The sequence below is a fragment of the Mesorhizobium terrae genome (assembly GCF_008727715.1).
GTDB lineage: Bacteria > Pseudomonadota > Alphaproteobacteria > Rhizobiales > Rhizobiaceae > Mesorhizobium > Mesorhizobium terrae.
In genome coordinates this window covers 2327802-2354781 of sequence record NZ_CP044218.1, presented here as the reverse complement: position 1 = coordinate 2354781, position 26980 = coordinate 2327802, and the positions used below count along the sequence as shown (strand labels likewise).

Annotated in this window: 26 protein-coding genes; 15 read left to right on the top strand and 11 right to left on the bottom strand. The window is 64.2% G+C overall.

Going from position 1 to position 26980, the window contains the following annotated elements:
- Nucleotides 1-29 precede the first annotated feature (29 nt).
- Both FZF13_RS12725 and FZF13_RS12720 read left to right on the top strand, forming a co-directional pair.
- Nucleotides 30-953 (top strand): polyprenyl synthetase family protein, encoded by a 924-nt coding sequence (locus FZF13_RS12725; RefSeq protein ID WP_024922772.1) that lies wholly within the window; start codon nt 30-32, stop codon nt 951-953.
- Between the two features lie 84 nt (nt 954-1037).
- A complete protein-coding gene (locus FZF13_RS12720; RefSeq protein WP_024922773.1) occupies nt 1038-3371 on the top strand; it encodes a response regulator in 2334 nt (777 codons plus the stop codon).
- 33 nt (nt 3372-3404) lie between these two features.
- On the opposite strand, the gene FZF13_RS12715 is transcribed toward FZF13_RS12720, so the two are convergent.
- The 5 genes from FZF13_RS12715 to FZF13_RS12695 all read right to left on the bottom strand — a co-directional run bounded on the left by FZF13_RS12715 (nt 3405) and on the right by FZF13_RS12695 (nt 7362).
- Nucleotides 3405-4142 carry a class I SAM-dependent methyltransferase gene (locus FZF13_RS12715; RefSeq protein ID WP_024922774.1) on the bottom strand — a complete coding sequence of 246 codons (738 nt, stop codon included), beginning with the start codon at nt 4140-4142 and terminating at the stop codon, nt 3405-3407.
- A gap of 7 nt (nt 4143-4149) precedes the next feature.
- Nucleotides 4150-4701, bottom strand: coding sequence for a chloramphenicol phosphotransferase CPT family protein (locus FZF13_RS12710; protein WP_024922775.1), 552 nt, complete (start codon nt 4699-4701; stop codon nt 4150-4152).
- A 48-nt stretch (nt 4702-4749) separates the two neighbouring features.
- Nucleotides 4750-5610, bottom strand: coding sequence for a lytic transglycosylase domain-containing protein (locus tag FZF13_RS12705; protein WP_024922776.1), 861 nt, complete (start codon nt 5608-5610; stop codon nt 4750-4752).
- Between the two features lie 5 nt (nt 5611-5615).
- Nucleotides 5616-6869: a flavodoxin-dependent (E)-4-hydroxy-3-methylbut-2-enyl-diphosphate synthase gene (gene ispG / locus FZF13_RS12700; protein ID WP_024922777.1), complete on the bottom strand. Its 1254-nt coding sequence runs from the start codon at nt 6867-6869 to the stop codon at nt 5616-5618.
- A 313-nt stretch (nt 6870-7182) separates the two neighbouring features.
- Entirely contained in the window at nt 7183-7362 is a 180-nt protein-coding gene (locus FZF13_RS12695; protein WP_024922778.1) for a YdcH family protein, read from the bottom strand.
- 233 nt (nt 7363-7595) lie between these two features.
- Here FZF13_RS12695 and FZF13_RS12690 point away from each other — a divergent pair, with 233 nt between their 5' ends.
- From FZF13_RS12690 to FZF13_RS12665, 6 genes are all read left to right on the top strand, one after another.
- Complete coding sequence (locus FZF13_RS12690; RefSeq protein ID WP_024922779.1) at nt 7596-7799, top strand: YdcH family protein; 204 nt, start codon at nt 7596-7598, stop codon at nt 7797-7799.
- An 80-nt stretch (nt 7800-7879) separates the two neighbouring features.
- Entirely contained in the window at nt 7880-8644 is a 765-nt protein-coding gene (locus FZF13_RS12685; protein WP_024922780.1) for a carbon-nitrogen hydrolase family protein, read from the top strand.
- Nucleotides 8645-8782: 138 nt separating this feature from the next.
- Nucleotides 8783-9247: a 5-(carboxyamino)imidazole ribonucleotide mutase gene (gene purE / locus FZF13_RS12680; protein ID WP_036254602.1), complete on the top strand. Its 465-nt coding sequence runs from the start codon at nt 8783-8785 to the stop codon at nt 9245-9247.
- Between the two features lie 59 nt (nt 9248-9306).
- On the top strand, nt 9307-10323 hold the full coding sequence (locus FZF13_RS12675; RefSeq protein ID WP_051504822.1) for a 5-(carboxyamino)imidazole ribonucleotide synthase: 1017 nt from the start codon (nt 9307-9309) through the stop codon (nt 10321-10323).
- Between the two features lie 132 nt (nt 10324-10455).
- Nucleotides 10456-10581, top strand: coding sequence for a type B 50S ribosomal protein L36 (gene ykgO / locus FZF13_RS12670; RefSeq protein ID WP_006203764.1), 126 nt, complete (start codon nt 10456-10458; stop codon nt 10579-10581).
- A gap of 91 nt (nt 10582-10672) precedes the next feature.
- On the top strand, nt 10673-11257 hold the full coding sequence (locus FZF13_RS12665) for a tetratricopeptide repeat protein (RefSeq protein WP_024922783.1): 585 nt from the start codon (nt 10673-10675) through the stop codon (nt 11255-11257).
- An 88-nt stretch (nt 11258-11345) separates the two neighbouring features.
- Here the strand turns inward: FZF13_RS12665 and pyk are convergent, their stop codons facing one another.
- Nucleotides 11346-12776: a pyruvate kinase gene (gene pyk, locus FZF13_RS12660; RefSeq protein ID WP_024922784.1), complete on the bottom strand. Its 1431-nt coding sequence runs from the start codon at nt 12774-12776 to the stop codon at nt 11346-11348.
- Nucleotides 12773-13270 (bottom strand): DUF1036 domain-containing protein, encoded by a 498-nt coding sequence (locus FZF13_RS12655; RefSeq protein ID WP_024922785.1) that lies wholly within the window; start codon nt 13268-13270, stop codon nt 12773-12775. The genes pyk and FZF13_RS12655 overlap by 4 nt, the downstream gene beginning before the upstream one ends.
- A 245-nt stretch (nt 13271-13515) precedes the next feature.
- Between FZF13_RS12655 and FZF13_RS12650 the strand changes: the two genes are divergently transcribed.
- The 3 genes from FZF13_RS12650 to FZF13_RS12640 all read left to right on the top strand — a co-directional run bounded on the left by FZF13_RS12650 (nt 13516) and on the right by FZF13_RS12640 (nt 15975).
- On the top strand, nt 13516-14313 hold the full coding sequence (locus tag FZF13_RS12650) for an N-formylglutamate amidohydrolase (RefSeq protein WP_024922786.1): 798 nt from the start codon (nt 13516-13518) through the stop codon (nt 14311-14313).
- A 23-nt stretch (nt 14314-14336) separates the two neighbouring features.
- Nucleotides 14337-14645, top strand: a complete 309-nt coding sequence (locus tag FZF13_RS12645) for a DUF1244 domain-containing protein (RefSeq protein WP_024922787.1) — start codon at nt 14337-14339, stop codon at nt 14643-14645.
- A gap of 154 nt (nt 14646-14799) precedes the next feature.
- On the top strand, nt 14800-15975 hold the full coding sequence (locus FZF13_RS12640) for an MFS transporter (RefSeq protein WP_024922788.1): 1176 nt from the start codon (nt 14800-14802) through the stop codon (nt 15973-15975).
- Here the strand turns inward: FZF13_RS12640 and FZF13_RS12635 are convergent.
- Entirely contained in the window at nt 15960-16847 is an 888-nt protein-coding gene (locus tag FZF13_RS12635; RefSeq protein WP_024922789.1) for a LysR family transcriptional regulator, read from the bottom strand. The genes FZF13_RS12640 and FZF13_RS12635 overlap by 16 nt on opposite strands.
- Before the next feature lie 98 nt (nt 16848-16945).
- Between FZF13_RS12635 and FZF13_RS12630 the strand changes: the two genes are divergently transcribed.
- The gene (locus tag FZF13_RS12630) at nt 16946-17911 is read left to right on the top strand and encodes an NAD-dependent epimerase/dehydratase family protein (protein ID WP_024922790.1); all 966 of its coding nucleotides are present in this window, start codon (nt 16946-16948) and stop codon (nt 17909-17911) included.
- 82 nt (nt 17912-17993) lie between these two features.
- On the opposite strand, the gene FZF13_RS12625 is transcribed toward FZF13_RS12630, so the two are convergent.
- From FZF13_RS12625 to FZF13_RS12615, 3 genes are all read right to left on the bottom strand, one after another.
- Nucleotides 17994-21155: an efflux RND transporter permease subunit gene (locus FZF13_RS12625; RefSeq protein WP_024922791.1), complete on the bottom strand. Its 3162-nt coding sequence runs from the start codon at nt 21153-21155 to the stop codon at nt 17994-17996.
- A gap of 51 nt (nt 21156-21206) precedes the next feature.
- Nucleotides 21207-22364: an efflux RND transporter periplasmic adaptor subunit gene (locus tag FZF13_RS12620; protein ID WP_024922792.1), complete on the bottom strand. Its 1158-nt coding sequence runs from the start codon at nt 22362-22364 to the stop codon at nt 21207-21209.
- Between the two features lie 447 nt (nt 22365-22811).
- Nucleotides 22812-23033: a hypothetical protein gene (locus FZF13_RS12615; protein ID WP_036257104.1), complete on the bottom strand. Its 222-nt coding sequence runs from the start codon at nt 23031-23033 to the stop codon at nt 22812-22814.
- Nucleotides 23034-23126: 93 nt separating this feature from the next.
- On the opposite strand from FZF13_RS12615, the gene FZF13_RS12610 reads away from it, so the two are divergent.
- The 3 genes from FZF13_RS12610 to FZF13_RS12600 all read left to right on the top strand — a co-directional run bounded on the left by FZF13_RS12610 (nt 23127) and on the right by FZF13_RS12600 (nt 26962).
- A complete protein-coding gene (locus FZF13_RS12610) occupies nt 23127-24137 on the top strand; it encodes an iron ABC transporter substrate-binding protein (protein ID WP_024922793.1) in 1011 nt (336 codons plus the stop codon).
- Between the two features lie 156 nt (nt 24138-24293).
- The gene (locus tag FZF13_RS12605; RefSeq protein ID WP_024922794.1) at nt 24294-25877 is read left to right on the top strand and encodes an ABC transporter permease; all 1584 of its coding nucleotides are present in this window, start codon (nt 24294-24296) and stop codon (nt 25875-25877) included.
- Entirely contained in the window at nt 25874-26962 is a 1089-nt protein-coding gene (locus FZF13_RS12600) for an ABC transporter ATP-binding protein (RefSeq protein WP_024922795.1), read from the top strand. Before FZF13_RS12605 ends, FZF13_RS12600 begins: the two co-directional genes overlap by 4 nt.
- Nucleotides 26963-26980 lie beyond the last annotated feature (18 nt).

The following is a 26980-nucleotide window of genomic DNA, read 5'->3' as shown; positions in this document are numbered from 1 at the left end:
TGTCTGAGTGTCGGCTACCGCTCGCCGCCATGGCAGCGCGGAACCTTATCCCTTTCGAGGCGGCGCTTATGGCGCGCGCCGACCAGGTTGAAGCGCGGCTGCGCGCATTGCTCGACGACCGCCCTTTGTCGGGCGAGATTGCGCGGCCACGGCGTCTGTTGGCCGCCATGCGCCACGGTGTGCTGAATGGCGGCAAGCGCCTGCGCCCTTTTCTGGTCCTGGAAAGTGCTGCCCTGCTGGCACCCGACCATGACGAAGCGCCGGCACTGACCGTCGCCGCCGCGCTCGAATGCGTGCATTGCTATTCGCTGATCCATGACGACCTGCCGGCCATGGATGACGACGATCTGCGCCGCGGCCAGCCCACCGTGCACAAGGCCTTCGACGAGGCGACCGCCATTCTCGCCGGCGACGGCCTGTTGACATTGGCCTTCGACACGCTAGCCGACGAGGCGTTAGGCCTGCCAGCCGATCGTCGCGCGTCATTGGTACTGGCGCTCGCCCGCGCCGCCGGCAGCGGCGGCATGGTCGGCGGCCAGATGCTGGATATCGAAGCAGAGACGTCTGCCCCCGACGAGGCCGGCATCATTCGGCTGCAGGCCATGAAGACCGGTGCGTTGATCCGCTTTGCCTGCGAGGCGGGTGCGGTGCTGACCGGAGCTTCCGCAAGCGACCGCGAGAGGCTTGCCGAGTTCGGCTCTGCCATAGGCCTCGCCTTCCAGCTTGCCGACGACCTCCTCGACCTGACCGCCGATGCCGGTACCATGGGCAAGGCAACCGGGAAGGATGCCGCCGCCGGCAAGGCAACGCTGGTCGCCTTGCATGGCGAGGCCTGGGCGCGACGACAGTTGAGCGGGCTCGTGGAACAGGCCCATGCACTGCTCGAGCCCTATGGCGAACAGGCAGCATTGCTGAAAGCGGCCGCGCATTTCGTGGCGATCCGTAGCAACTGAGCCGCCTTCCAGCCCGGAACGAAATGTTAATGGTAATAGAGCGTAATCCCGGCCGTTAAACGGCGCGTATGGGTGGGGTTACGCATGCCTGAGTATTCTTCTTTCATCCGGTCCATCCGGACCCGTTATCTTTCCGGTTTGCTGATACTGGCGCTGGCCGTCACCGGCACCATCATCGTGCTCAATCGCGCCGGTTCCTACCGGTCCGAGATCGACCTTTTGAGCAGCCACATCGTCGCCTTCGCCCGCGATCTGAACAATGCCACCGGTTTCGCCGAAACCGCTGTCAGCACTTGGAACCCGAACACCCGCGATGCACTCGCCGGTTCGGCCAAGGATCACGCGCAGCGCCTCAACACCGGCATGCAAGCGCTCAGCGCCGAACTCACCGCCATCACGCCGAAGCTGACCAAGCAGACGCAGGACGAACTGAATGCCGCCTCCGTCAACGGCTACCTCCTGTGGTCGGCGCGCGACATCCTGCGCAACTTCGATCTGATGATCGGCGCCACCCGGGCCGAGGACTGGAATTACCGCGAGATCCGCAACCAGAACGATCTGTTCGCCCAGCCCATGCTGGCGCGCGCCCGCTCGGCCATGGATGTCGAGCGCCGCATGGCCGAAACGCGCAGCGAAAACCTGCTTTTGTGGACGAGCCTGTTGCTCTGCGCCGCCATGATCGCCGTCGGCGTCTGGATCTTCCGCCCGATGGAAAAGGCTATCCGCCGCGCCTTTGCCGAAACCGCCGAGTCGCTGTTCAAGGCCGAGGCAGCCGACCGCGCCAAGTCGGAATTCCTCGCCAATATGAGCCATGAAATCCGCACGCCGATGAACGGCGTGCTCGGTATGGCCGAATTGCTTGCCAAGACCGAGCTCAATCCGCGTCAGAAGACCTTCACCGACGTCATCGTCAAGTCGGGCAACGCGCTGCTCACCATCATCAACGACATCCTCGATTTCTCGAAGATCAATGCCGGCCAGCTGACGCTCGACCCTGCACCGTTTCCTCTTGCCGAGGCGGTCGAGGACGTCGCCACGCTGGTTTCGGCCCGCGTCGCCGAAAAGAACCTGGAATTGATCGTGCGTGTCGACCCGCGCCTGCCACACCATGTCGTCGGCGATGTCGGCCGCTTCCGGCAGATCATCACCAACCTGCTCGGCAATGCCGTGAAATTCACCGAGAAGGGCCATGTGCTGATCGACGTATCGGGTGACGCCGCCGACGGCATCGCCCAGCTCAAGGTACGCGTCGAGGATACCGGCATCGGCATCCCGGCCGACAAGCTGCAGAACGTGTTCGAGAAATTCGCGCAGGTGGATTCCTCATCGACGCGCCGCCACGAAGGCACCGGCCTTGGCCTTGCCATCGCGGCCAGGCTGGTCGACCTGATGGACGGCCAGATCGGCGTCGAAAGCGAGATCGGACGCGGCTCCGTGTTCTGGTTCTCGGTGCCGTTGCCCGTGCACGAGGGAAGCGGCGACAACGAGATCGTGCCGGTGGACGTCACCGGCGCCCGCGTGCTGGTCATCGACGACAATCCGGTCAATCGCGAGATCCTGCTGGAGCAGCTGCGCAGCTGGAGTTTCGACTGCGCGGCCGCCGAAAGCGGCGCCGTCGGCCTGGCCTTCCTCGATCGCGCCAATCAGCTCGGCGCGTCGGTGGATTGCGTCATTCTCGACTACCAGATGCCCGGCATGAACGGCGCCGATGTCGCCAAGGCGATCTCTGCCGACAGCCGCCTGTCGTCCATCCCGGTCATCCTGCTCACCTCGGTCGACCAGGTCGACTTCGCCAAGTTGATCCTGGATTTCGGCATCGCTGCCCACCTCACCAAACCCTCGCGTTCGGCGGTATTGTTGGGCACGGTCATCGCGGTCATCCAGAAGGCCCGCAGCCAGGCCGGCAAGGCGCATTTCGTGCGCGAAGCCACGCCCGCCGTGCTGGCTCCAACGCAGCCGGCCTTCACCGTCATTCGCGGCACACCGCCTTCGTTGCCCAAGCCCGAGACGATTGCGAATCCTGCCCGCCCCGTCGACATCCTGATCGCCGAGGACAACGAGGTGAACCAGCTCGTCTTCGGCCAGATTCTGAACGGGCTGGGCCTGAGCTATCGCATCGCCGCCAATGGCCGCACGGCCGTCGAGATGTACAAGACGCTGAACCCGAGGCTGATCCTCATGGATGTCTCGATGCCCGAGATGAACGGCTACGAGGCAACCCGCGCCATCCGCGCGACCGAGGCCGTCAACTGCACCCGCACACCGATCATCGGCGTGACAGCGCATGCGCTGAAGGGCGACCGCGACAAATGCATCGAGGCGGGCATGGACGATTATCTCGCCAAACCGATCTCGCCCGACAGGCTCGGCGCCAAGATCGGCACATGGCTGAGCGAAACGGTGGCCAAGACCGCCTGATCGTCAAATCGACCGCTACGCTGAGGTAGTGTCTCAGCGCAGTCGGCCGAACGGGATGATCTCGCGCGCTGTCGGCGTACAGGCGCCACCCTGCCAGTCGCCAAACCAGGTTTCGACCGCAAGCCCGGCCGTCTCGATGGCCGAGGCGACCTCTTCCTGGGACGGAAATGCGATCTTCGATTTCGCCGTCAGCAGCTGGCCTGTCGCGGCGATCTCGTAATAGGTCCAGTAGGTCGCGACATCGACCGCATCCATGCGCACGTCATTCCAACTCTTCACCGTGCCGAAGCGCGGATGCTGCACCGTCTCCTGCGACCGCTCTGGCGTCCATTCACGCCATTCCTCGATCTTCGGATTGCGCGTGTCGAACAGAAAATGCCCGCCGGGCGCAAGGTGCGCGGCGATCGTCCGCAGGACTGCCAACCGATCTTCCTGGGTCAGAAAGACCTGGAATGCGTGCCCAGTCAGAACGATGAGATCGAAGGTGCGCCCGAGGCGAACGGTGCGCGCATCGGCCTCGACCCAATGCACCTTGTCGCCGCCGGGGCGACGGCGCGCGACATCCAGCATTGCGGCGGCCGGATCGACACCCACAACAGCGCGCCCGTCGGCAAGCGCCACCGCCAGTTGCCCGGTGCCGCAGCCGAGATCGAGCACCGACCGTGCCTCGCCGGCCAGCGCCATGCAACGCCTCAGTTCGGCATCGCCGGTGTTCATGAGGTCATAAAAATCGACAAGGGCCGGGTCGTGATAGAGAAGATCGACAGTCATTCGCAGCTCACAATCCGAATTTGTCCTTGATGCGCCGCGCGCACTCGAATGGTGACAGGACGTTGCTATCGACCACCAAATCGTAGTCGATACCACGGTGGACCCGATCGAACTGCCATCGCGCCAATCCGATGAGGCGGTCACCACGCGCCGCCTCGCGCTGCTCAAGCACGTGGAGCGGCGCAGAAACGCCAACCACATGCAGGTCGAAGGCCGACAACAGCTCCTGATAGTCGAGTATCTCGCTGTCGCATAGCACGTCGTCGACGATGAGGTTGTTTCCTTGGCCCGCCATTGCCGCAATCGCATGCCGCATGCCACGCAGAAGCCGGGCGCCGACAGGGCCGACCTTCACCGCCACGGAAGATTGATCGTCGGTCTCGCCCTCCTCGTAAGAAATGCCATCCGGGTGCGTCTGCAACGGCTCCGGCATCATGTCGAGGAAGGTGTCCATCTGGACATGCAGGAACGGTGCCTCGGTGAGTGTCTGCAGCGCCTTGGCGATCGAACTCTTGCCTGCACTGCCGGCACCATTGAGCAGAATGATCCGCGCGATCATCTCCGATACCTCATCCCCGCTGGCCCGTTACGGATCAGTCTGAAAGACTCACCTGTTCCTCAGCACGATGCACGAACCGCCGACGCTGTGCAGCTTGTCGCAGATCGTGTTGGCGGCATGGCGATCGTCGGCGCCGATACGCACCGCATATACGCCCCGGCGCCCCATCGGCGTGCGCACCCGACTCACGACCGGCTCGACATTGGCGAGCAGAACGGGAAAGCGCGCCTGCACCCGCTGCCACTGGCGCACAGCCGCCTGTCGACGGAAATTGCCGGCCACCTGCACGCCCCACGGCTTCACATGGATTGCCGCCATCGGCACCGTCGCTGCCTTGCTTACCGGCAACCGGCGGCAGGCGACGGCGAAATCGCGCTTGGCATCAAGCGGAAGCACAACGCCGGCATAGGCCTTGTCGGAAAACTTGTCGACCGGCTCTCCCATTACATCGAGCACATACTCTTCCGTCTCGATCGGCAGGAATCCGCCGGACCCCAGCCAGCGCGACACCCGGTTCTCGCCGGCATTATAGGCAGCCGCGGCAAGCCCCAGATTGCCGAAACCGGACTTCAGCTCCGCCAGATATTTCGCGGAAGCCGGAATCGCCTGCTCGATGTCGAAGGAGTTGGCGAGCCCGCGCATCTTGGCCGTGCCCGGCGTGAACTGAGCTATCCCTTCGGCGCCGACCGGGCTCACCGCATTCGGATCGAAGCGGCTTTCCTTCCAGATCAGCCGCGCGAAGAAGTCCTTGGGCAGTCCCTGCTCACCGGCATGCGCCTCGATCAGGTCGCAGACCCGCCCGATCAGGCGCTTCTGCGCCGAATGCGTGTATGGCGGATCGGCTCTTGCCACCGGGGCGACCAGCAGCGCTAGGGAGACGGAAAATGCTGCCCCGGCAAGGCGCCACATCGGCGCTATTCGGCCGCCGCCTGGCCGTGCCCGCCGAAACGTTGTTCGATGTAGTCGGCGACCATCTTCTCGAAGTCGGCGGCGATGTTCGGTCCACGCAAGGTTGCCGCCTTGCGCCCGTCGATGAAAACCGGTGCCGACGGCGTTTCGCCCGTGCCCGGCAGCGAGATGCCGATATCGGCATGTTTGGATTCGCCCGGTCCATTGACGATGCAGCCCATCACCGCGACCTTCAACTCTTCGACGCCGGGATATTTCTCGCGCCAGACCGGCATGTTCTTTCGCAGATCCTCTTGGATCGACTGGGCCAGTTCCTGGAAGACGGTCGAGGTGGTGCGCCCGCAACCCGGGCAAGCCGCCACGATCGGCACGAACTGGCGGAAACCCATGGTCTGCAGCAATTCCTGCGCCACCTGCACCTCGCGGGTGCGATCGCCGCCAGGCTCAGGCGTCAGCGAAATGCGGATCGTGTCGCCGATGCCCTGCTGCAAGAGAATGCCCATGGCGGCCGACGACGCGACGATGCCCTTGGAGCCCATACCCGCTTCGGTGAGCCCCAGATGCAGCGCGTGGTCGGAGCGGGTCGCCAGCATGGTGTAGACAGCGACAAGATCCTGCACGCCGCTGACCTTGGCCGACAGGATGATCTTGTCGCGGCCGAGCCCGATCTCTTCGGCGAGTTCAGCCGACAGGATCGCCGACTGCACGATGGCCTCGCGCATCACCTGGTTGGCCGTCAGCGGCGAGCCCTTTTTCTGGTTCTCGTCCATCAGCCGCGTCAGCAGTTCCTGGTCGAGCGAACCCCAGTTGACGCCGATGCGCACTGGCTTCTCATGGCGGATCGCCATCTCGACGATCTCGGCGAACTGCTTGTCCTTCTTGTCCTTGAAACCGACATTGCCGGGATTGATGCGGTATTTCGCCAGCGCCTCGGCGCAGGCCGGATGATCGGTCAGCAGCTTGTGGCCGATATAGTGGAAGTCGCCAACCAGCGGCACATGAACGCCAAGCCGCTCCAGCCGTTCGCGGATCTTCGGCACGGCGGCGGCGCTTTCGTCGCGATCGACGGTGATGCGCACGATTTCCGAACCGGCGCGGTGCAACGCGGCCACTTGCGCCACCGTCTGGTCGATATCGGCCGTATCGGTGTTGGTCATCGACTGCACGACGACCGGGGCGCTGCCGCCGACGATCACGCCGCCGACATCGACACCCACCGACTGCCGGCGCGGAAATGGGGAGGAAAAATACCCGGTCATGCCGGTCGCCTCATCTGAAATGGGTCCGGGCATGAGGTGGAGGAGCCGGGCGGCCTTGTCAATGGCAAGCACCAGCCCCAGCCGGTCAAATCGCCGAACAGCGACAATTTCGCCGCCCATCCGGCGACAAAGCAGACGGCCACGGTTGCAGGGCTGGCAACGGCGAAACGGCGAATACGGGAAAGTTTAGGCTTGAATCCCACCGTCCGATCGACTTGGAGCCGCCGGATGCCTGATGTTACACCGCTCTGGCCGGCGGCGAATGCCGCCGGGGGAGCAGGTCAGCGCCGCAGCGCCGCGATAGGAAACCGCTTCAGTGTGTTGTCGGTTGGGCCTTCAGTTTTTCGATTTCGTCCTTAATGGCCAGCTTGCGTCGCTTGAGGCAAACGATCTCAAGATCATCCACCGATGGATGCAGCAGCGCATCGTCGATTTCGCGTTCGATATCGCTGTGTTTCCGGTGAAGCTCTTCAAGATGGGACGCCAGAGACATGAATGGATCTCCCTTTCATATTCTTGCCAGCGACCGTCGCAACAGCGTCCACCGCGGGCGCCTGCGTGACGGCCAAATGACAGTGTGCCACCATTGTTTCGCCTTGTCGAATACCACGTGGTAGCATTCCACCGAGCGCTGAAATGTGATAATGCGAGCCCGCCGTCGACGGAATGTCGGTGGACCCCGCCCATCAGGCGCGCATGGGCGCCGGAGCCAGCAGAACGGTGGACATGTCGGAACAGGAACAGGCCGAGATTCGTCTCGAGTTTGCACGCTTGAAGCAGGAACACGCCGATTTCGACGCGGCGATCAACGCGATGATCGCCACAGGCTGCGATCCGCTGCAGGTCCAGCGCATGAAGAAGAAGAAACTGGCGCTGAAGGACCGGCTGAGCGCATTGGAAGACCGCATCATCCCCGACATCATCGCCTGAGCGGGCGTTTTTTTCGGAATCCGGTCTGCGCGACGACAGACCCCGCCAGTCAACACTCGATCCGCCATTGTGAGAACAAGATGCGTGTTGCTTTTGTGGAATGGCCGGAGGCACTTGAGGCAAATAGCGCGGAATGGGATGGCATCGCCGACCGGCTCATCGCTGCACGGCCGGATATCCTGATCACCAACGAACTTCCATTCGGACACTGGATTGCCGAGCAACCGGCTTTTGATGCCGAGCATTCCCAACAAAGCATCGACGCACACGAAAAGGGGCTCGAAGCCCTCGCCGGGTTGGGTATCCCGGCCATACTTTCGTCAAGACCTGTACGAGCGGAAGGCTTGCTCGTCAACGAAGCCGTGGCGATCGAGAACAGCGTTGTCCGGCCAGTTCATCGAAAGCACTATTTTCCCGAAGAGCCCGGCTGGTACGAGGCCAGCTGGTATGTTCCCGGCAGCGACGGCTTTACAGCCAGCGCGGTTGGTGGCCTGACCGTTGGTGTGATGTTGTGCACCGACGCGATGTTCAACGAACATGCGCGCAGCTACGGACGTCAGGGCGCCTCCCTCATCGCCATCCCGCGCGCGGCGGGCACGGCGACGGAAAACTGGCTCACCGCAGGTAAGATGGCTGCGATCGTGTCGGGAGGCTATGTGGTGAGCTCCAACCGGGTGGGCCGTTCTCGGAACGGCACTGTCTTTGGCGGCACCGGTTTTGCTTTCGCCCCGGATGGCGCCCTTCTGGCCGTAACTAACCCGTCAGACCCGCTTCAGGTCATCGAAATCGATCCGGAACGCGCCTCCAGGCAGCGCAGCGAATATCCCTGCTACGTTCGCGGTTAGTTTTCCGCCGCGGATAAGGCACGAAGCGCGCCGAAGAACGACCGCGATCCTTGCTCCGCAAGGCAAATTCGGCTACCTCGCCACTTTGCCGCCGGGGAGAGCAATTTGGCCCAGCACAAAGCCGAAGTCGCCATCATCATGGGCAGCCAGTCCGACTGGGCGACCATGCGTCACGCCGCCGAGATATTGGAGGTGCTGGAGATCCCGCACAAGGCGCTGATCGTTTCGGCCCATCGCACTCCGGACCGGCTCTATGATTTCGCTAAGGGCGCCAAGGCCGCCGGATTCAAGGTGATCATCGCCGGCGCCGGCGGTGCTGCCCACCTGCCCGGCATGACGGCCGCCATGACCCCGCTGCCGGTGTTCGGCGTGCCGGTGGAATCGAAGGCGCTGTCCGGCCAGGACTCGCTTTTGTCCATCGTCCAGATGCCGGCGGGCATCCCGGTCGGCACCCTGGCCATCGGCAAGGCCGGTGCCGCCAACGCGGCGCTGCTCGCGGCAGCCGTGCTTGCCCTCAACGACACCGCCCTGGCCGAACGGCTCGACGGCTGGCGTGCTGGCCAAACCGCCAGGGTCGCTGTCGTGCCGGTGGACCAGCCGTGAGCGCAGCGCTTCCCGTAGGCGCCGCCATCGGCATCATCGGCGGCGGCCAGCTCGGCCGCATGCTGGCGATGGCCGCGGCCCGGCTTGGCTACCGCACCATCATCCTCGAGCCGCAGCCGGATTGCCCGGCCGCCCAGGTCGCCAATCGCCAGATCGTCGCCGCCTATGACGATGCCGCCGCGCTGGCCGAACTTGCGGCCTCCTGCGCGGTTATCACCTATGAATTCGAGAATGTGCCGGTCACCGCCGCCGAGGCGCTGGCCGCCACCCGGCCGGTGCGGCCGCCGGCGCGCGCGCTGCAGGTGGCGCAGGACCGCGTCGTCGAGAAGGAATTCCTGAACGGCATCGGCGTTGCCACGGCCGCCTTCCACGCTGTCGACAGCGATGCCGATCTTGCCGCGGCCCTGGCCGACTTCGGCGGCAGCGGCGTGCTGAAGACCCGCCGCCTCGGCTATGACGGCAAGGGCCAGCGCGTTTTGCGCGGCGGCGAACCGGTCGAGGGCCTCTATGCGGTCATGGGTGGGGTGCCGCTCATCCTGGAATCGCTGGTTTCCTTCGAGTTCGAGATTTCCATGATCGCCGCGCGCGGTCTCGACGGCTCTCTGGTCGTGTTCGATCCGGCGCGAAACGTGCACCGTAACGGCATTCTGCACACTTCGACGGTCCCTGCTTCCGTCTCCGTCGCCACGGCCGACGCGGCCAAGCAGGCCTCCATGGCCATCGTCAGCGCGCTCGATTATGTCGGCGTGATCGGCATTGAGTTCTTCGTCCTGCCCGACGGAGGACTGCTGGCCAACGAGATCGCGCCGCGCGTGCACAATTCCGGCCATTGGACGGAGGCCGCCTGCACGGTTTCGCAGTTCGAGCAGCATATCCGCGCCGTTGCCGGCCAGCCGCTGGGCGATGCCGGGCGCCATTCCGATTGCGTGATGCAAAACCTGATCGGAGACGACGTTGCCGAGGTGCCGGCTTTGCTCGCCGAGCCCGGCCTCATGCTGCACCTCTATGGCAAGGAAGAAGCGCGGCCCGGTCGCAAGATGGGGCATTTCACCCGCATCCGTCCATTTGCCAACTGATCGTCGCTTACGCACGCGCCGAAGGTTGACATAAGCCGGGCACCCCGGTATTGAGCCGATCCGACAGGGCGCGTCTTCGGGCGCGCCTTAAAAATTAGGCCCGGAACCGGGCTAAGACCGACGGGCAAGACCATGAAGATCAAGAATTCGCTCAAGGCGCTCAAGGCGCGTCACCGGGACAACCAGCTGGTTCGTCGCAAGGGCCGCATCTACATCATCAACAAGACTGCCCCGCGCTACAAGGCGCGTCAGGGCTGATCCTGCCAGCGCGCCTGTAACAAGGCGCGCCGCATTGATGTCGAAACCAGATTCAGTTTGACGTCCGGCATCCCGGAGATAGAGTCCGGGAATGCGGATTTTTTTCGCCGTTTGCACGGCGCTTTCTCTTTCGATTCCTGTTCTGCCGGCCATTGCCGCCGACAGCACCACGGAGACCGCTGCGCCGCAGACGCGCGAACAGCGGCTCGACCGGCTGTTCTCCGATCTCAAGCATGAGCGCAATCCGAAGGCGGCCGAGCGCATCGCCGGCCGCATCTGGGCCGAATGGAACCGCTCCGGCAGCGCCTCGATCGACCTGATGATGCAATGGTCGCAGAAGGCGATCGAGGATCAGAAATTCGACGTAGCCCTCGATTTTCTCGACCAGGTGGTGACACTCGATCCCAAATATGCCGAGGGTTGGAACCGCCGCGCCACAGCGCATTTCCTGATGAAGAACTACGCCAAGTCGATGGCCGACATCGAGAAGACGCTGGAACTCGAACCGCGCCATTTCGGCGCCTTGTCGGGCATGGCGCAGATCATGACCGAGACCGGCCGCAAGCAGTCCGCGCTGGACGCCTGGCAGAAGGTGCTCGACGTCTATCCGATGTTGCGTAACGCTCAGGACCAGGTGTCGAAACTGTCCGAGGACCTAGCTGGAGAAGCGATATGAGGGAGAGGCGCTAGGAACTAGCGAATAGTAAGGACGAAGCGGGCCGGGGCAGAATCTGCCCCTTTATTATTGCCCGCTCACCAAGCGCTCACTTCTGCCCGTCGGCACCCAGATAGGCGATCCGCAGCATGTTCGTGGAACCCGGTGTCCGCAGCGGCACGCCGGCGGTGACGATGATGCGGTCGCCCGCCTTGCCGAAACCCTGTTCCGAAGCGATGCGGCAGGCGCGTTCGACCATGTCGTCGAGATCGGTGGCGTCTTCCGAGACCACGCAATGCGTGCCCCACAAAAGCGACAACCGCCGCGCCGTGGCCAGGATCGGCGACAACGCGATGATCGGCACCTGCGGCCGCTCGCGCGCCGCGCGCAGGCCGGTGGTGCCGGATGCGGTGTAGGTGACGATCGCCGACAGTTTCAACGTTTCGGCGATCTCGCGCGCCGCCAGCGAAATGGCGTCGGCACCGGTCGCTTCCGGTTCCGAGCGCTGGGCATTGATGATGCCGGCATAGGTCGGATCGCGCTCGACGCGTTCGGCGATGCGGTTCATCGTTGCCACCGCTTCGACCGGATAGGCACCGGCGGCGGATTCGGCCGAAAGCATGATGGCGTCCGCGCCTTCGAACACGGCGGTCGCCACGTCGGACACCTCGGCGCGGGTCGGCACCGGCGCGGAAATCATCGATTCCAGCATCTGGGTGGCCACCACGACCGGCTTGCCGGCACGCCGCGCCGCGCGTGTGATCTGCTTCTGGATGCCGGGCACCGCTTCGAGCGGCATCTCGACGCCGAGATCGCCGCGCGCCACCATCAGCGCATCGGACAATTCGATGATCTCTGCCAGTCGCGCCACGGCCTGCGGCTTCTCGATCTTGGAGAGCAGCAACGCCCGGCCGCGCGCGATCTTGCGGGCTTCCGCCAGGTCTTCCGGCCGCTGGATGAAGGACAGCGCCACCCAATCGACGCCGGCGGCGAGCACCGCGTCGAGATCCCTGCGGTCCTTCTCGGTCAGCGCGCCGACCGGCAAGTCCGTATCGGGCAACGACACGCCCTTCTTGTCGGAAATCTTGGTGCCGACCACCACCGTGGTGACGATGGAACGGCCGTCGGTCTTGACCGCCTTCAGCTCGACCTTGCCGTCATCGATCAACAGCCGGTGGCCGACCTCGACGGAGCGCAGGATCTCGGGATGCGGCAGGTGGACCCGGGTCGCGTCGCCAAGCTCCGGATTGTCGTCCAGCGTGAAGGTCTGGCCGACGGTCAATTCTTCCTTGCCATTGGCGAATTTGCCGACGCGCAACTTCGGCCCCTGTAGATCGGCCAGGATACCGATCGGGCGACCGACTGCGGCCTCGACCGAGCGGACGCGAGCAACGAGCGTGCGCATCAGGTCATGATCGGAATGGCTCATATTGATGCGGAACACATCCGCACCTGCCTCGAAGAGCTTTTTCAGCATGGCCTCATCGGAGGAGGCCGGACCGATGGTGGCTAGGATCTTGACCTTGCGGCTGCGTCTCATTGACTGTTTTGACCGTTGCTTGCCGGAGTGGCGGGCGCGCCCTCCGTGGTGGGCTGCTCGGTCAACTGGACCATCCAGCTGGCCTGCTCGCCCGTGTCGTATTCCTGGAATCCGGCGCGTTGGAAGCCCCGGGCGACGCAATCGGTTACGCCGGCGATCTTGAATTCCTTCTCGGCCACGCACATCGAGATCGGACCATCCCAACGGCCGCCGCGCTCGGCATCTTCTGCATAGAGATAATAAAACCTCGATGACAGCGGCCCCTCGATCAGCGTCTTGCAGGTCGAGCCTTCGATGTGCCACCAGCCTTCGGTGATCCAGCCCGATTTGGCGCGATAGCCGATGCCGACGCCGACGAGGTTCTGGGTGGCGTTGCACACCCTGAAATCGGCCCTGGCCTCGGATGCCATCACCAGCGGCGCCGCGAGAAGCACGAGCAGCGGCAGCAAGAGGGCGAGGCCCTTTCGCGTACGCTGCCGGCCGGCGGATGCCATTCGTGCCCCCTGGTTGATTGAAACTTGCATGATCAGGCGCCCTTTTCGAAGATGTCCGGGCGCATGTCAACGCGCCCCCCACTGTGAATCCAATCGATTTAATTGGCAAGCCGGCCCATGCCATGCCGGACGTGGAAAGTTTTTCGCAAAAACCTTGACCAAACAACGGCATTGCGCGGACTTCCGCTTCGTGGGATCACGCTACCATCCTCCTCCGCAACGCCACCGTTTGATTTCTCTCTGCCATGACCCGATCCACAGTTTTTGCGCCGTTCGACCTGATAGAAGGTGACCGTAGCCGCGGCATCGTGCTGGTGGCCGACCACGCGCGGCGCGATCTACCGGAAGAATATGGCGCGCTTGGGTTGCCAGCCGCGGAGTTCGAACGCCACATCGCCTATGATATCGGCGTCGAGGCGGTGACGCGCGAACTGGCTGCTCTCGTCAACGCGCCGGCGATACTCGCCAATTTCTCGCGGCTCCTGATCGATCCCAACCGTGGCGAGGACGACCCGACGCTGATCCGCCAGCTTTATGACGGCACCGTGGTGCCCGGCAACTATCCGATGTCGGCCGAGGAGCGCGCGCGACGGCTGGAGCGCTTCTACCGCCCCTATCACGACGCCGTCGCCGCTATGATCGCCTCGGTGGCCGAGGCGTCGGGTCGGGCGCCGTTCATCCTCTCCATCCATTCCTTCACGCCCGTTATGCAGGGCCGAACGCGTCCTTGGCATGCCGGCATCCTGTGGGACCTGGACGACCGCGCGCCGCGCCCGATCATCGAGGCGCTGGCGGCCGACAAGGATCTCGTGGTCGGCGATAACGAACCCTATGACGGCGCCCTGCGCGGTGACACCATGTTCCGGCACGCTATCGTCAACGGCTTCGCCCATGCGCTCATCGAAATCCGCCAGGACCTGATCGCCGACCAGAAAGGCGCACTCGCCTGGGCGGAGCGGCTGGCCCCGATCGTTGAAGTGGTCAACCGCCAACCCGATATACAGGCGGTGAGGATGTTCGGCTCGCGCACCGGGCCGCTGTGACGCGCCAAGACGAGGACACCACGATGAACGACCTCAGCGACGAACAGAAACGCGACTTCGAAGCGGCAGCCTTCCGCCGACTGCTCGAACATCTGCGCGAGCGCACAGACGTCCAGAATATCGACCTGATGAACCTTGCCGGCTTCTGCCGCAACTGCCTGTCCAACTGGTACCGCGAGGCCGCCGAGGCCAAAGGCGTTCCTCTTTCCAAGGACCAGTCGCGCGAGATCGTCTACGGCATGCCCTACGCCGAATGGCAAGCCCAGCACCAGACCGAAGCTTCCGACGCCCAGAAAGCCGCCTTCGCGACCAATCGCCCGAAGGATCATTGACGCCGACGACGGGGGCACCCGCGGACGCGAATATCAGCTTCGCGGCCCCGCCCCGTTTCTATTCCTGGACCAAGCCCAATTTCATCGCGGGACTTGACGAAAAAAACGAAACGATCTAGCGATTGAATCGTTTCAATTTCAGTCGGACCGAGCCATGCCCGCAGCCATTTCCATGCAAGACGCCGTCCGCGGCCGCTGGGCGGTGGCTGCGATGTTCTCCATCAACGGCTTTCTCACCGGCAGTTGGGCACCGCAGATTCCGGTCTTCCTGACCAGACTCGACATCAGCAAGGTGACGCTCGGCCTGCTTATCCTGCTGTTTGGCCTCGGCGCGCTCACCTTCATGCCTCTGTCCGGCTACCTGATGTCGAGATACGGCTCGCGCGCGGTTCTGCGCGGTTTTGCCAGTGTCTGCGTGTTCGGGCTGCTGATCGTGGCATTGGCCACCAACGTGCCGACGGCGGCGATAGCCATGTTCCTGTTCGGCGGCCTGATCGGCGGCATGGACGTTGCCATGAACGCCAACGCGGTCTCGGTCGAGCGGCGGCTATCGCGCGCGGTCATGTCCTCGTCGCACGGCTTCTGGAGCCTGGGCGGCTTTGCCGGCGGCAGTATCGGCGGCTTCGCCATCCAGCACTACGGCCACTTGACCCACGCGATCATCGTCACCGTCGTCGCCATTCTGCTGCTCGCCATCGCCGCGCGTTATCTGGTCACCGATCCGCGACCGATGGCGCAGGAACACCATAAATTCTCGCTGCCGAAGACACCCGCCATCTATCTCATCGGCCTGATGGCGCTGATCACCATGATCCCGGAAGGCGCCGTGCTCGATTGGGCAGCCCTTTATCTGAAACAGGAACTCGGTGCCGATCTCGCCACCGCCGGCCTTGCTTACGCGCTGTTCTCCGGCGCCATGGCCCTGATGCGCTTTGCCGGCGACGGCGTGCGCAACCGCTTCGGCGCAGTGACGACGCTGCGCGTGTCTTCGCTGATCGCCTCCTCCGGCATGTTCGTGGCGGCTTTGTCGCCCTGGCCCTGGCTGGTCATCGCCGCCTTCGCCGTCGCCGGGCTCGGCATCGCCAACATGGTGCCGATCGCCTTCTCGGCCGGCGGCAATCAGCCTGGCATGGCGTCGGGAACCGGCATGAGCGTGGTCACAACCATGGGTTACTCCGGCATCCTCCTGGCGCCGTCCCTGATCGGCTTCGCCGCCGAACATGTCGGCTTCACCGCCGTGTTCATGGTCTTGTCCGGCTTCCTCGCCATCGTCTTCCTGATGTCGAACCTGGCGCATGCCGCCGATTTCGCGGCTCAGCCGGCGGAATAGGCCTTCAATGCCTCATGGAGGAAGTCGGCGACGCGACGGATGCGCAGCGAACCGCGCACGTCGCGGTGCATGGCCAGCCACACCGGCAGCGGCGGCAGGGCGAGCTCCGGCAGCAAGGTCTCGACAAACGGCTCCCTGTTGGCCAGCGGCCGCTGGGTGAAGCCGATGCCGTTGCCGGCACGCACCGCCTTCCAATAGACGATCTGGTTGTCGCAGCGGAAGCGGAAGGCACTGCGCTCCAGGGTGACGCCGAAGGCGGCGAAACCGCGGATGATGCTGTCGTCGCGGTCGAAGCCGACGATATCGTGATCGACGATGTCGGCTGTCGTCTGTGGCCTGCCTCGTCGCGCCAGGTAGGACGTTGCCGCGCAAGCGCACAGCGGGATGTCGGTCACCTTGCGCGCGACCAGTTCGTTCTGCGCTGGCCGCACCATGCGGATGGCGATGTCGGCATCCCGCCGCAAAAGATTCTCAACCTGGTTGGATGCGACAACCTCGATCTCGATGCCGGGTTCCTCCAGGCCGAGCCTGGCGGTGATTTCCGGCAGCACATGAGCCGCGACGACCTCGCTGGCCGCGATACGCACCGTGCCTTCGATCGCCTCGACCGAACCCAGTGCCAGCAATGAAAAGGCGGTTGCCCGCTCGGCCACCGCCTGACCGCGCTCATAGAGCACTATACCGGCCTCGGTGAGCTGATAGCCGCGCCGCCCGCGCCGGAACAGCGTGACGCCGAGCGCCTGCTCCAGTTCCGTGATGTGGCGGCCAAGCGTCGGCTGGCTGGCGGCAAGCTTGCGCGCCGCGGCCGACAGGCTGCCGGTCTCGGCCACCGCCACGAAACTCTTGATGAGGTTCCAGTCCATATCCTGCATATTCAAAAATGAATATCAGAACGCCGAATTACGTCAATTTTCATTCGCCCGCGAAAAGAGAAAATAGGGCCATCGAAACCCGAACACGGAGACATTCAATGACCACGATCGCAATCCTCGGTGCCAATGGACGCCTCGGCCGCGCTGTCGGCAAGGCTTTCGTCGAGGCAGGATATGATGTCCGCGCCATCACCCGCAGCGGCAAGCTGCCGGCGGACCTCGCCGGCGCCGAGGCCGTCGCCGCGGACGCACTCGACCGCAACGCGCTGATTCGCGCCACCCAGGGCGTCGATATCGTCTTCCACGGCCTCAATCCAATCTATTCCGACTGGAGCAGCGTGCTGCCGATGGCCAGGAATGTTGTCGCCGCCTGCGAGGCCAATGGCGCGGTGCTGCTGTTCCCGGGCAACGTCTACAATTACGGCTCGCCTATCCCCGAATTCATCACCGAGGACGCGCCGATCCGGCCGACGACCGAGAAGGGACGCATTCGCGTTGAGCTGGAAGACATGCTGCGCACTGAGGCCGAAGCTGGCCGCCTGCGTACCATCCAGTTGCGCGCCGGCGATTTCTTCGGCGGCACCGGAACCGGCTCATGGTTCGACATGGTGATGGCCTCGAAAGTTCAGAAGGGCGTCTACACGGCCGCCGGCCCGACCGACATCGTGCATGAATGGGCCTATTTGCCCGACCTCGCCGCCACCTTCGTCGCGCTTGCCGACAATCTCGACCGGCTCGGCACCTATGAGACGCTTCACTTCCCCGGCCATGCCGTCACCGACATGGACATGAAGGCGGCGATGGAAAAGGCAGTCGGCCGCAAGCTCAGCATGGCCGCCATGCCCTGGTGGGTGTTGAGGGTTGGCGCGCCGTTCGTGCCGATGTGGAAGGCACTCGTGTCGATGTCCTATCTGCGCTTCGAGCCGCATCGGCTGGTCTCCGGCAGGCTGGAAAAGCTGATCGGATCGATCCCGCACACGCCGCTCGACCGCTCCGTTGCCGAAGCCCTGACCGACCTTGGCATCCCGGTGGCCAGCGTCGCCTCGCACGCCGAAGCCGCCTGACCGCCCGGCGCGAACAACGCGCCAAGCAAAAAAGGCCGCCCGGGAAAACGGGCGGCCTTTTGTTCGTCTGACTTCTTGCCGTTTATTCGGCCGCTTTGCGCAGCGCGCCAACCGCGTCGGCACCGGCCACGTCGTCATTCGACGCGGCCTCGCGGCGCCTGAACAGGCGACCGAGCCAGCCGCGCTGGCCGGGCTTGCGCTTGGCGCGGGTGAACACCATCAGCATGGCCGGCGTCACCACCAGCGTCAGAAGCGTAGCGAAAGACAGGCCGAAGACGATGGCCGAGGACAGCGAAATCCACCACTGCGTCGACGGCGCGTTGATCGTCGTCTCATGGTGGAAGATTTCAAGACCGAGGCCGAAGGCGATGGGCAGCACGCCGAGGATCGCCGACACCGCCGTCAGCACCACCGGGCGGGCGCGTTCGCGGCAGGTCTGCAGCACCGCCTCGGTCTTGTCCCAGCCCTCTTCGCGCAGTCGGTCGTAAGTGTCGATCAGCACGATATTGTTGTTCACCACGACCCCGGCCAGCGCGATCACGCCGATGCCGGACATGACGATGCCGAAAGCCTGACCGGTCATCATAAGCCCGAGGAACACGCCGATCGTCGCCATGATCACGCAGGAGAGCACCAGCAACACCGAGGTGAACTTGTTGAACTGCGCCAGCAGCACCAGGAAGATCAGGAAGATCGCCGCGCCGAACGCCTTCGACAGGAAGGAACTGGCTTCCGCGCTGTCCTTGTTAGAACCGGCGAGCTTCCAGCGGAAGTGCGAAGGCAGGCCCATGTCGGCAATCGCCTTGGTCACCTCGGCCTGCACGGCCGCCACTTGCCCTCCGGCGGCAACGTTGGCCTGCACCACCACGGTGCGGGCGCTGTCGATGCGGTGCAGCGTGCCGACGCGCGGCTCCGGCTTGCGGACGACGAAATTCGAGATCGGCACCGAACCCTGGCTGGTCTGCACGCGCAGTTCGTCCAGCGTCGACAGCGTGCGCCGATCTTCCGGCAGCCGCAGGCGGATGTCGACGGCATCGTCGGCACCGGCCGGGCGGTATTCGCTGAGCTTCAGCCCGTTGGTAACGAGTTGCACGACGGTGCCAACCGAGGTCGGATTGACGCCGTATTGCGCCGCCTTGCTGCGGTCGACCTCCAGCGCCCAGTCGATGCCGGGCGGCGGCAGGCCATCCGACACGTCGATGACATGCGGCACTTTGGCGACGCGGGCGGCGACGTCGCGCGCCACTTTCTCGATGCCAGCCGGATCGGCGGCCGAAATACGCACCTGAATAGCCTTGCCGGTTGGCGGGCCGGCTTCCGGCACGCGCACTTCCACGTCGACGCCAGGAATGCCGGCCATAACTTCGCGCAATTCGTGCAGGATCTGATTGGCCGACTTGCGCTCGCGCCAGTCGACGAACTCATACTGGATGACGCCGACGACGTCTTCGGGAATGTCGGCGCCGCCGCCTTGAGTCTTGCCGACACGGGTATAGACCGATTTGATCCCCGGCCAGCCAACCAGCTTGTTTTCGGCAATGCGCGTCGCCGCGTCCATCTCGGCCAATGAGAGGTTGCCGCGCGCATGCACATAGAGAAGGCCGTAGTCCGGCTCGACATTCGGGAAGAATTCGACGCCGGCGCCGTATTTGGAATAAGCGACCTGCACGCCGACCAGGAGCACGACCGTCAGCATCAGCACCGTCTTCGGGTACTGCACGGCCTTGCGCACCAGCGCCATATAGGCGCCGTCCTTGCGCTCTTCCTCGCTGTGCAATTCGGCCTTGGCGAATATGGCGCCGAGCGTCGGCGTGAACACCAGCGCATAAAGCATCGAGGCCGCCAGCGTGACGATCAGCGTGATCGGCAGGTATTTCATGAAGTCGCCGATGATGCCCGGCCAGAACAAGAGCGGCGAGAAGGCGGCGATACGCGTCATGGTAGCCGCGATGACCGGACCGGCCATGCGCTTGGCGGCAAGCGCGAAGGCTTCTTCCTTCGGCATGCCTTCCGTCATGCGCCGCTCGGCGAATTCGGTGACGATGATGGCATCGTCCACCAGCATGCCGACGGCCAGGATCAGGCTGAACAGCACGATCATGTTGATCGTGTAGCCCATCATGGCAAGTAGCAGGATACCGATCAGGAACGATGACGGGATGGCCAGACCGATGAGCAGCGAGGCGCGTCCCGACAGCGCGTAGAGGATGACGATGAAGACCAGGATGACGGCGATCATCACGTGGTTCTGCAGATCGTTGAGAAGCTGCTTCACGAAGACGGACTTGTCCTGCGTGTAGGTGACTTCCATGCCCGGCGGTGCGACCTTGACGAACTCGTCGGCGACCTTCTTCGCGCCCTCGATCGTCTCGACGATGTTGGCGCCGATGCGCTTCTTCACTTCGATGGCGATGGCCGGCTTGCCGTCCAGCCGGGTGATGGTTTCGGCGTCCTTGAAAGTGGAGCGGATGGTCGCGACATCCTTCGCCTGCACCACGGCGTTCGGCCGCGCCACCACCGGCAGGTTGGCGACGTCTTCCGGTGTCTCGATGAGCGATGGCACCTTGACCGCGTATTTGCCTTCCGCGCCCTCGATATTGCCGGCCGCGACCAGGCTGTTGGACGCGCCGACGCCCTGCATCAGTTGATCAAGCTGCAACCCGTATGAGGAAAGCTTGACCGGATCGACGACGACTTCGACGAGGTCCTTGCGCGCGCCTTGCAGCGTGCCTTCCAGCACGCCCGGAACTTCCTCGATGCGGTCGCGCAATTCGCGCGCGGCGGCGGTCAGCACACGCTCGGGCACATGGCCGGAGAGAGTAACGACCAGCACCGGGAATTCGGAAATATTGACCTCGTTGACCGTCGGCTCCTCCGCCGCCTGCGGCAGATCGGCTTTGGCATCCTGCACCTTGGAGCGCGTGTCCTGCAGCGCCTGGGACAGATCGGTCGAGGGATCGAACTCGACCAGCACATAGCCACCGCCCTGGAATGCGGCCGAACGCATTTCCTTCAGGCCCTTCAGGCTTTTGAGCTTGGTCTCGACGGGTCTCAGCAGCAGCCGCTCGGAATCTTCCGGCGAGATGCCCTGATAGACCAGGGAAACATACATCATCGGAATCGGAACGTCCGGTTCGGCTTCCTTGGGCACCGACATATAGGCAATGGCGCCTGCGAGCAGCAGGAACACCAGCACCGAAATGGTCAGCCGCGCATTCTTGATGGCAAGCGTGACGATATCCATGGGGTCAGATCCCGTAAGTGGATGAGGACCGATCGGCCCGGATAAAAGCGACTAGAGCGCACCGGAGGCGGCATCGCCGCCGACCAGCTTCTTGATTTCCTGCAGATCGGCTTCGACTGGCTGCACGACATCGCCTTCGGCAACCAGCTCCTGGCCAGCGACAATGACCCGCGCATCGGCAGGAATGCCGCCGAGCACCAGGCCGTTCGGCATGTCGTCGACCAGATCGATCGGGAAGAAGGCGACCTTGTTGTCCTTGCCGACGGCGCGGATGCCGAGGTCGCCCTTGTTGCTCAGCGTCACCACCGAGCGCGGCAGCACGATCGCATCGGTCGGCTTGGCCGCAAGCGTGATCTCGGCCGTCATGCCAGCAGGGATCGCGCCATCGCCATTCGGGATGGCGATCTCGACACGGAAGGTACGGGTGGCGGTTGAGGCATCGCGGCTGATGTAGCGCACGGTCCCTTCCGCGACCTGGCCGCTGACCAGGCGCACATTGGCCTTGTCGCCGATCTTGAGATAGCCAAGGTCGCGCTCGCTGACTTCGCCGCGGGCGATCACCGGATCGAGGCTGAGGATCGTCGCCACCTCGCCGCCAAGCGGCACGGCGCTGCCGAGCTGGACCGGAATACGGTCGATGACGCCATCGAATGGCGCCTTCACTTCCTTGCGTGCCAGTTCCATTTCAGCGGCGTCGAGCAGCGATGTCGCCAATGCCAGCGCCGAGCGGGCGCTGTCCAGCTGGAGCTTGGCCAGATTGCCGGTCTTGGCCAGCCGCTCGGCCGCATCCAGCTCCGCCTGGCGCTGCCCCTTCAACTGCCGGGCGTTCTCGACGGCGGAAACCTTCTCCTCGGCGTGGAGCTTCAGCACGACATCGCCGATCTTGACGCGGTCGCCCTGCTTCACCGGCAATTCGCCGATAATACCGGCGACACGGGTCGCGAGCACCGCGCGCTTATCGGCTTCGGTGATACCGGAAACGCGGATAGCGCGCGCATGTTCGCTGCGCGGCGGCGTCACCACCTTGACGATGCGCAGCGAGACTTTCTGCTCGGTCGGGCCAGACTTCGCTTTCGCATCGGTCCCGGCCTTTGGCTGGTCGGCGTTCGACGCGCTGCCAACGGATGAGAAATGCCCCGTGGCCACCCAGGCGGCGAAGCCGACGAGCACCACAATGGCAGCAACCTTATGAAACCTGATTTTCGGCATCATCGTCTTCCGGTATGAGCGTGAACCCCCGCCGCGTCGCCGGTCGGCGCGCTGGATATGGGGATGCGCATCGCCTTGTTCAAATTACCGTGATCGGCGGCGCGCGGTTTTTACATGAAAGTTGCTTATTAGACAGTGGTAAAAATAGGTGCGGTTACCTTCAGGTGCCCACCCGCACCGCAACGGCCAATGATTTTCGCGCGATTGCGGCATGTTTGTACCGGGAAGGCAAAAGACTTTCCCAGCGGATTGCTGCACGGCTCCCGCCTCCCCAGCGAGCACGGCAACCCCTGCCGCTTTGTCTGCTTGACGCCGCCTTGCTGATAGTTGCGATCGCTTCGTCAGCCGCTTGAAGAACCGGCAAATCACCCAGCGATGCCTGTAGCGATGACATCATAACCAGCTGGAAACGCGGCATTATTCCTATCTTTCCTGCTGAACGGCCAGTCAGCGAACCTTTGCACAACCCAGCTCTGGAGGCGCGACGAGCAACGCTCGTGCGAAGTTGGAAACCGCGAATCGCCGGCTGCGAACGGTGGTCGCGTGCTGGCGTTCGGCAGGTGTCACAACGCCACCTCGGGTCGACTGGATGCCGAAATTTTGGCAGCAGGCGTCAGGATGATGAAGCGGCGTGCGCTCGAACAGGCCTTTCACGACAATGGTCGTCATGACGCAGGTGTCCCGCGCGACAAATTCTTGACTCAGACGATCATGTATCGATAGCTGCTGCCGCGATTGGTTCGTTCAACCGAGGAGAACATGATGAAGTCCATTCTTTCGATGCTGGCTGGCGCGGCTGCGCTGACGGCCGGTTTCACCGCTTTGCCGGTTACGGCCGCCGACGCGGAAGGCATCGTCGTCTACAATGCCCAGCACGAAAGCCTCGGCAAGGAATGGGCCGAAGCCTTCACCAAGGAAACCGGTATCAAGGTGACGCTACGCAATGGCGGCGACAGCGAGTTCTCCAACCAGATCGTCGCCGAAGGCAAGGCCTCGTCCGCCGACGTCTTCCTGACCGAGAATTCGCCGGCCATGGCACTGGTTGACGCCGCCGGCCTGTTCGCGCCGATCGAGGCCGACACGCTGGCGCTGGTGCCTGACCAGTACCGCCCGTCCGACAGCAAGTGGGTCGGCATCGCCGCCCGCAGCACCGTATTCGTCTACAACAAGGACAAGCTGAAGGAAGACCAGCTGCCGAAGTCGCTGCTCGACCTCGCCGATGCCAAGTGGAAGGGCCGTTGGGGCGCTTCGCCGTCCGGCGCCGATTTCCAGGCCATCGTCTCCGCCTTGCTCGAATTAAAGGGCGAGGAAGCCACCGCCACCTGGCTGAAGGCCATGAAGGAGAACTTCAAGCCGTTCAAAGGCAACAGCACCGTGATGAAGGCGGTCAACGCCGGTCAGGTCGAAGGCGGCGTGATCTATCACTATTACTATTTCGGCGATCAGAATAAGACCGGCGAGAACAGCAAGAACATCGGCATGCACTATTTCAAGAACCAGGATCCGGGCGCGTTCGTCTCAATCTCGGGTGCCGGCGTGCTGGCTTCGTCCAAGCATCAGAAGGAAGCCCAGGCTTTCGTCAAATGGCTGGCCGGCAAGGGCGGCCAGGAGATCCTGAAGACCGGCACGTCCTTCGAATACGCGGTCGGCAAGGACGCGCAGTCGAACACCAAGCTGGTTCCGCTTGCCGACCTGCAGGCGCCCAAGATCGACCCGCAGAAGCTGAACTCCAAGAAGGTGACCGACCTGATGACGGCGGCTGGCTTGCTTTAGCCGGCATTCGTCCTAAAAGGACTTCGCCGACAACGCTCCCGCGGTCCCCGCGGGAGCATTTCGTTTCCGAGATACTGTTCTTGATGCCCGAACCCGCCGCAATCCACCCTTCAAAGGCTGCTCGCCACAGGCAGGCGCGGCTATGCGGGTGACTTGATGGTGGCCTCGGGCGAACTCGCACGGACCGGTGTGTCGGTCCGTTCGACCGGCCGGCGGACGCCGCGCCGCGCCTTCCCGCTGATCTCGCTGGCCGCCGTCGCCGTTTCGGCCCTCGCGCTCCTGCCGCTCGGCTTCGTCGTCTTCATCGCCGTCCAGACCGGCTGGGAAACCGTCGTACAGTTGGTCTTCCGGCCACGCGTCGGCGAACTTCTGGTCAACACCGTGCTCCTGGTCCTGCTGACGGTACCGATCTGCGCGGTGCTGTCGGTGGCGCTCGCCTGGCTGACCGAGCGCAGCGATCTGCCCGGCGCCCGGCTCTGGTCCTGGCTCGCGGTGGCGCCGCTCGCCGTGCCCGCCTTCGTGCATTCTTATGCCTGGGTCACGCTATGGCCCGGTCTCAACGGCCTGTTTGCCGGCGTGCTGGTGTCGGTGATCGCCTATTTCCCGTTCCTTTATCTGCCGGTGTCGGCCGCCTTCCGCCGCCTCGATCCAGCTCTGGAGGACGCGGCCGCCTCGCTGGGGCTGAGCCCCTGGCGCGTATTCTTCCGCGTGGTGCTGCCACAGCTGCGGCTGGCGCTGTGCGGCGGCGCGCTGCTGGTCGGCCTGCATCTGCTCGCCGAATACGGGCTTTACGTCTTCGTCCGTTTCGACACGTTCACCACGGCGATCGTCGACCAGTTCCAATCGACCTTCAACGGCCCTGCCGCCAACATGCTGGCGGGCGTTCTGGTCGCCTGCTGCCTAGTGCTGCTGACGCTTGAAGTGCTGGTGCGCGGCGAGGAGCGTTATGCCCGCGTCGGTTCGGGTGCTGCGCGCCTGAAGCCACGCACCGTGCTCGGCCGCGCCACCCTGCCCTGCTTGCTGTTGCCGGTTGCCGTCACGGCGCTGACGCTGGGCGTGCCGTTCCTCACCATTGGCAGCTGGCTCCTCGCCGGAGGCGTCGAGGTCTGGCGTATCGACGAGATCGGGCTGGCGCTCGGCCAGACCCTGCTTCTTGCTGTTGCCGGCGGTGTGCTGGCGACGATTGCAGCCACGCCGATGGCCTGGCTGTCGATCCGCGCACCCGGCCGCCTGCAGCGCGTGCTGGAAGGCTGCAACTACGTGGTTGGCGCCCTGCCCGGCGTTGTGGTGGCGCTGGCGCTGGTTACGATTGCCGTGCGTGTCGTGCAGCCGCTCTACCAGACGCTGGCCACCATCCTGTTCGCCTATGTGCTGATGTTCCTGCCGCGCGCGCTGGTGTCGTTGCGTGCCTCAATCGCCCAGGCGCCCGTGGAACTGGAGCGCGCCGCCGGCAGTCTCGGCCGTTCGCCGCTGAGGGCGCTGTGGGCGACGACGATCCGCCTGTCGGCGCCGGGTGCAGCCGCGGGCATGGCACTCGTCGCGCTCGGCATCATGAACGAACTTACCGCAACCCAGATGCTGGCGCCCAACGGCACCCGCACGCTGGCAATGGCGTTCTGGAGTTACAGCGGCGAGATCGACTATGCCGCCGCCGCACCCTATGCGGCGATCATGGTGGCGTTGTCGCTGCCCCTGACCTGGCTGCTCTATATGCAGTCGAAGCGAATGGCCGGCCAATGAGCTTTCTGGAAATCACCTCGCTGGCCAAATCCTACGGCCCGGTCGCGGCCGTCGCCGGCATCGACTTGACCGTTGCCGCCGGCAGCCGAACCGCGATCGTCGGCCCCTCCGGCTGCGGCAAGACCACGCTGTTGCGCCTGATCGCCGGCTTCGAGACGCCCGATGCCGGCCGTATCGCGCTGGCTGGCCAGACCCTCGCCAATGGCGGGACGGCAGTGCCGGCGCATCTGCGTGGTATCGGCCTGGTGGCACAGGACGGCGCGTTATTCCCGCATCTGTCGATCGCCGGCAATATCGGCTTCGGCATGGACAAGCACGAAGCGAAGCGCGACGAACGCATCGCCGAGCTCGCCTACATCGTCGGGCTGGACAAGGGCGTGCTCAAGCGCCGGCCTCACCAGCTGTCCGGTGGCCAGCAGCAGCGCGTGGCACTGGCACGCGCCATGGCGATGAAACCGCGCCTGATGCTGCTCGACGAACCGTTCTCGGCACTCGACACCGGCCTGCGCGCCTCCATGCGCAAGGCGGTGGCCGAAATGCTGGAAAGCGCCGGCATCACCACCATCCTGGTCACCCACGACCAGGCCGAGGCCCTGTCCTTCGCCGACCAGGTCGCGGTCATGCGCGAAGGGCGCTTCTCGCAGATTGGCACACCGCGCGACCTTTACCTCAAGCCGAAGGACCGCATGGTTGCCGAGTTCCTCGGCGATACAATCGTTTTGTCGGCCAAGATCGGCGGTGGTTTTGCCGAAACGCGGCTCGGCCGCATCGCCGTCGACGGCAAGGAACGACACGACCTTGCCCGCATCATGCTGAGGCCCGAACAGGTGATGCTGGCACCGGCCTCCCGCGCCGATCTCGACGCCGCGTCGAAGCCCGGCGTGCTGTTTGGAGAAGTCACCGAATCGGAATTCGGCGGCTCGGCCTGCACCGTCGCGGTCAAGCTTTTGAACAGCCCCGATCCGCCCGAGGCGGCCGCCATCGGCAACACCCCGCTCATCTTGAGGAAACCCGGCCTCGACGCGCCGTCCGTGGGCGACATCGTGCGCATCAGCGTCGTCGGCAAGGCGCACGTGTTTTCTTAAGAACGCCGCCTCTGCGTC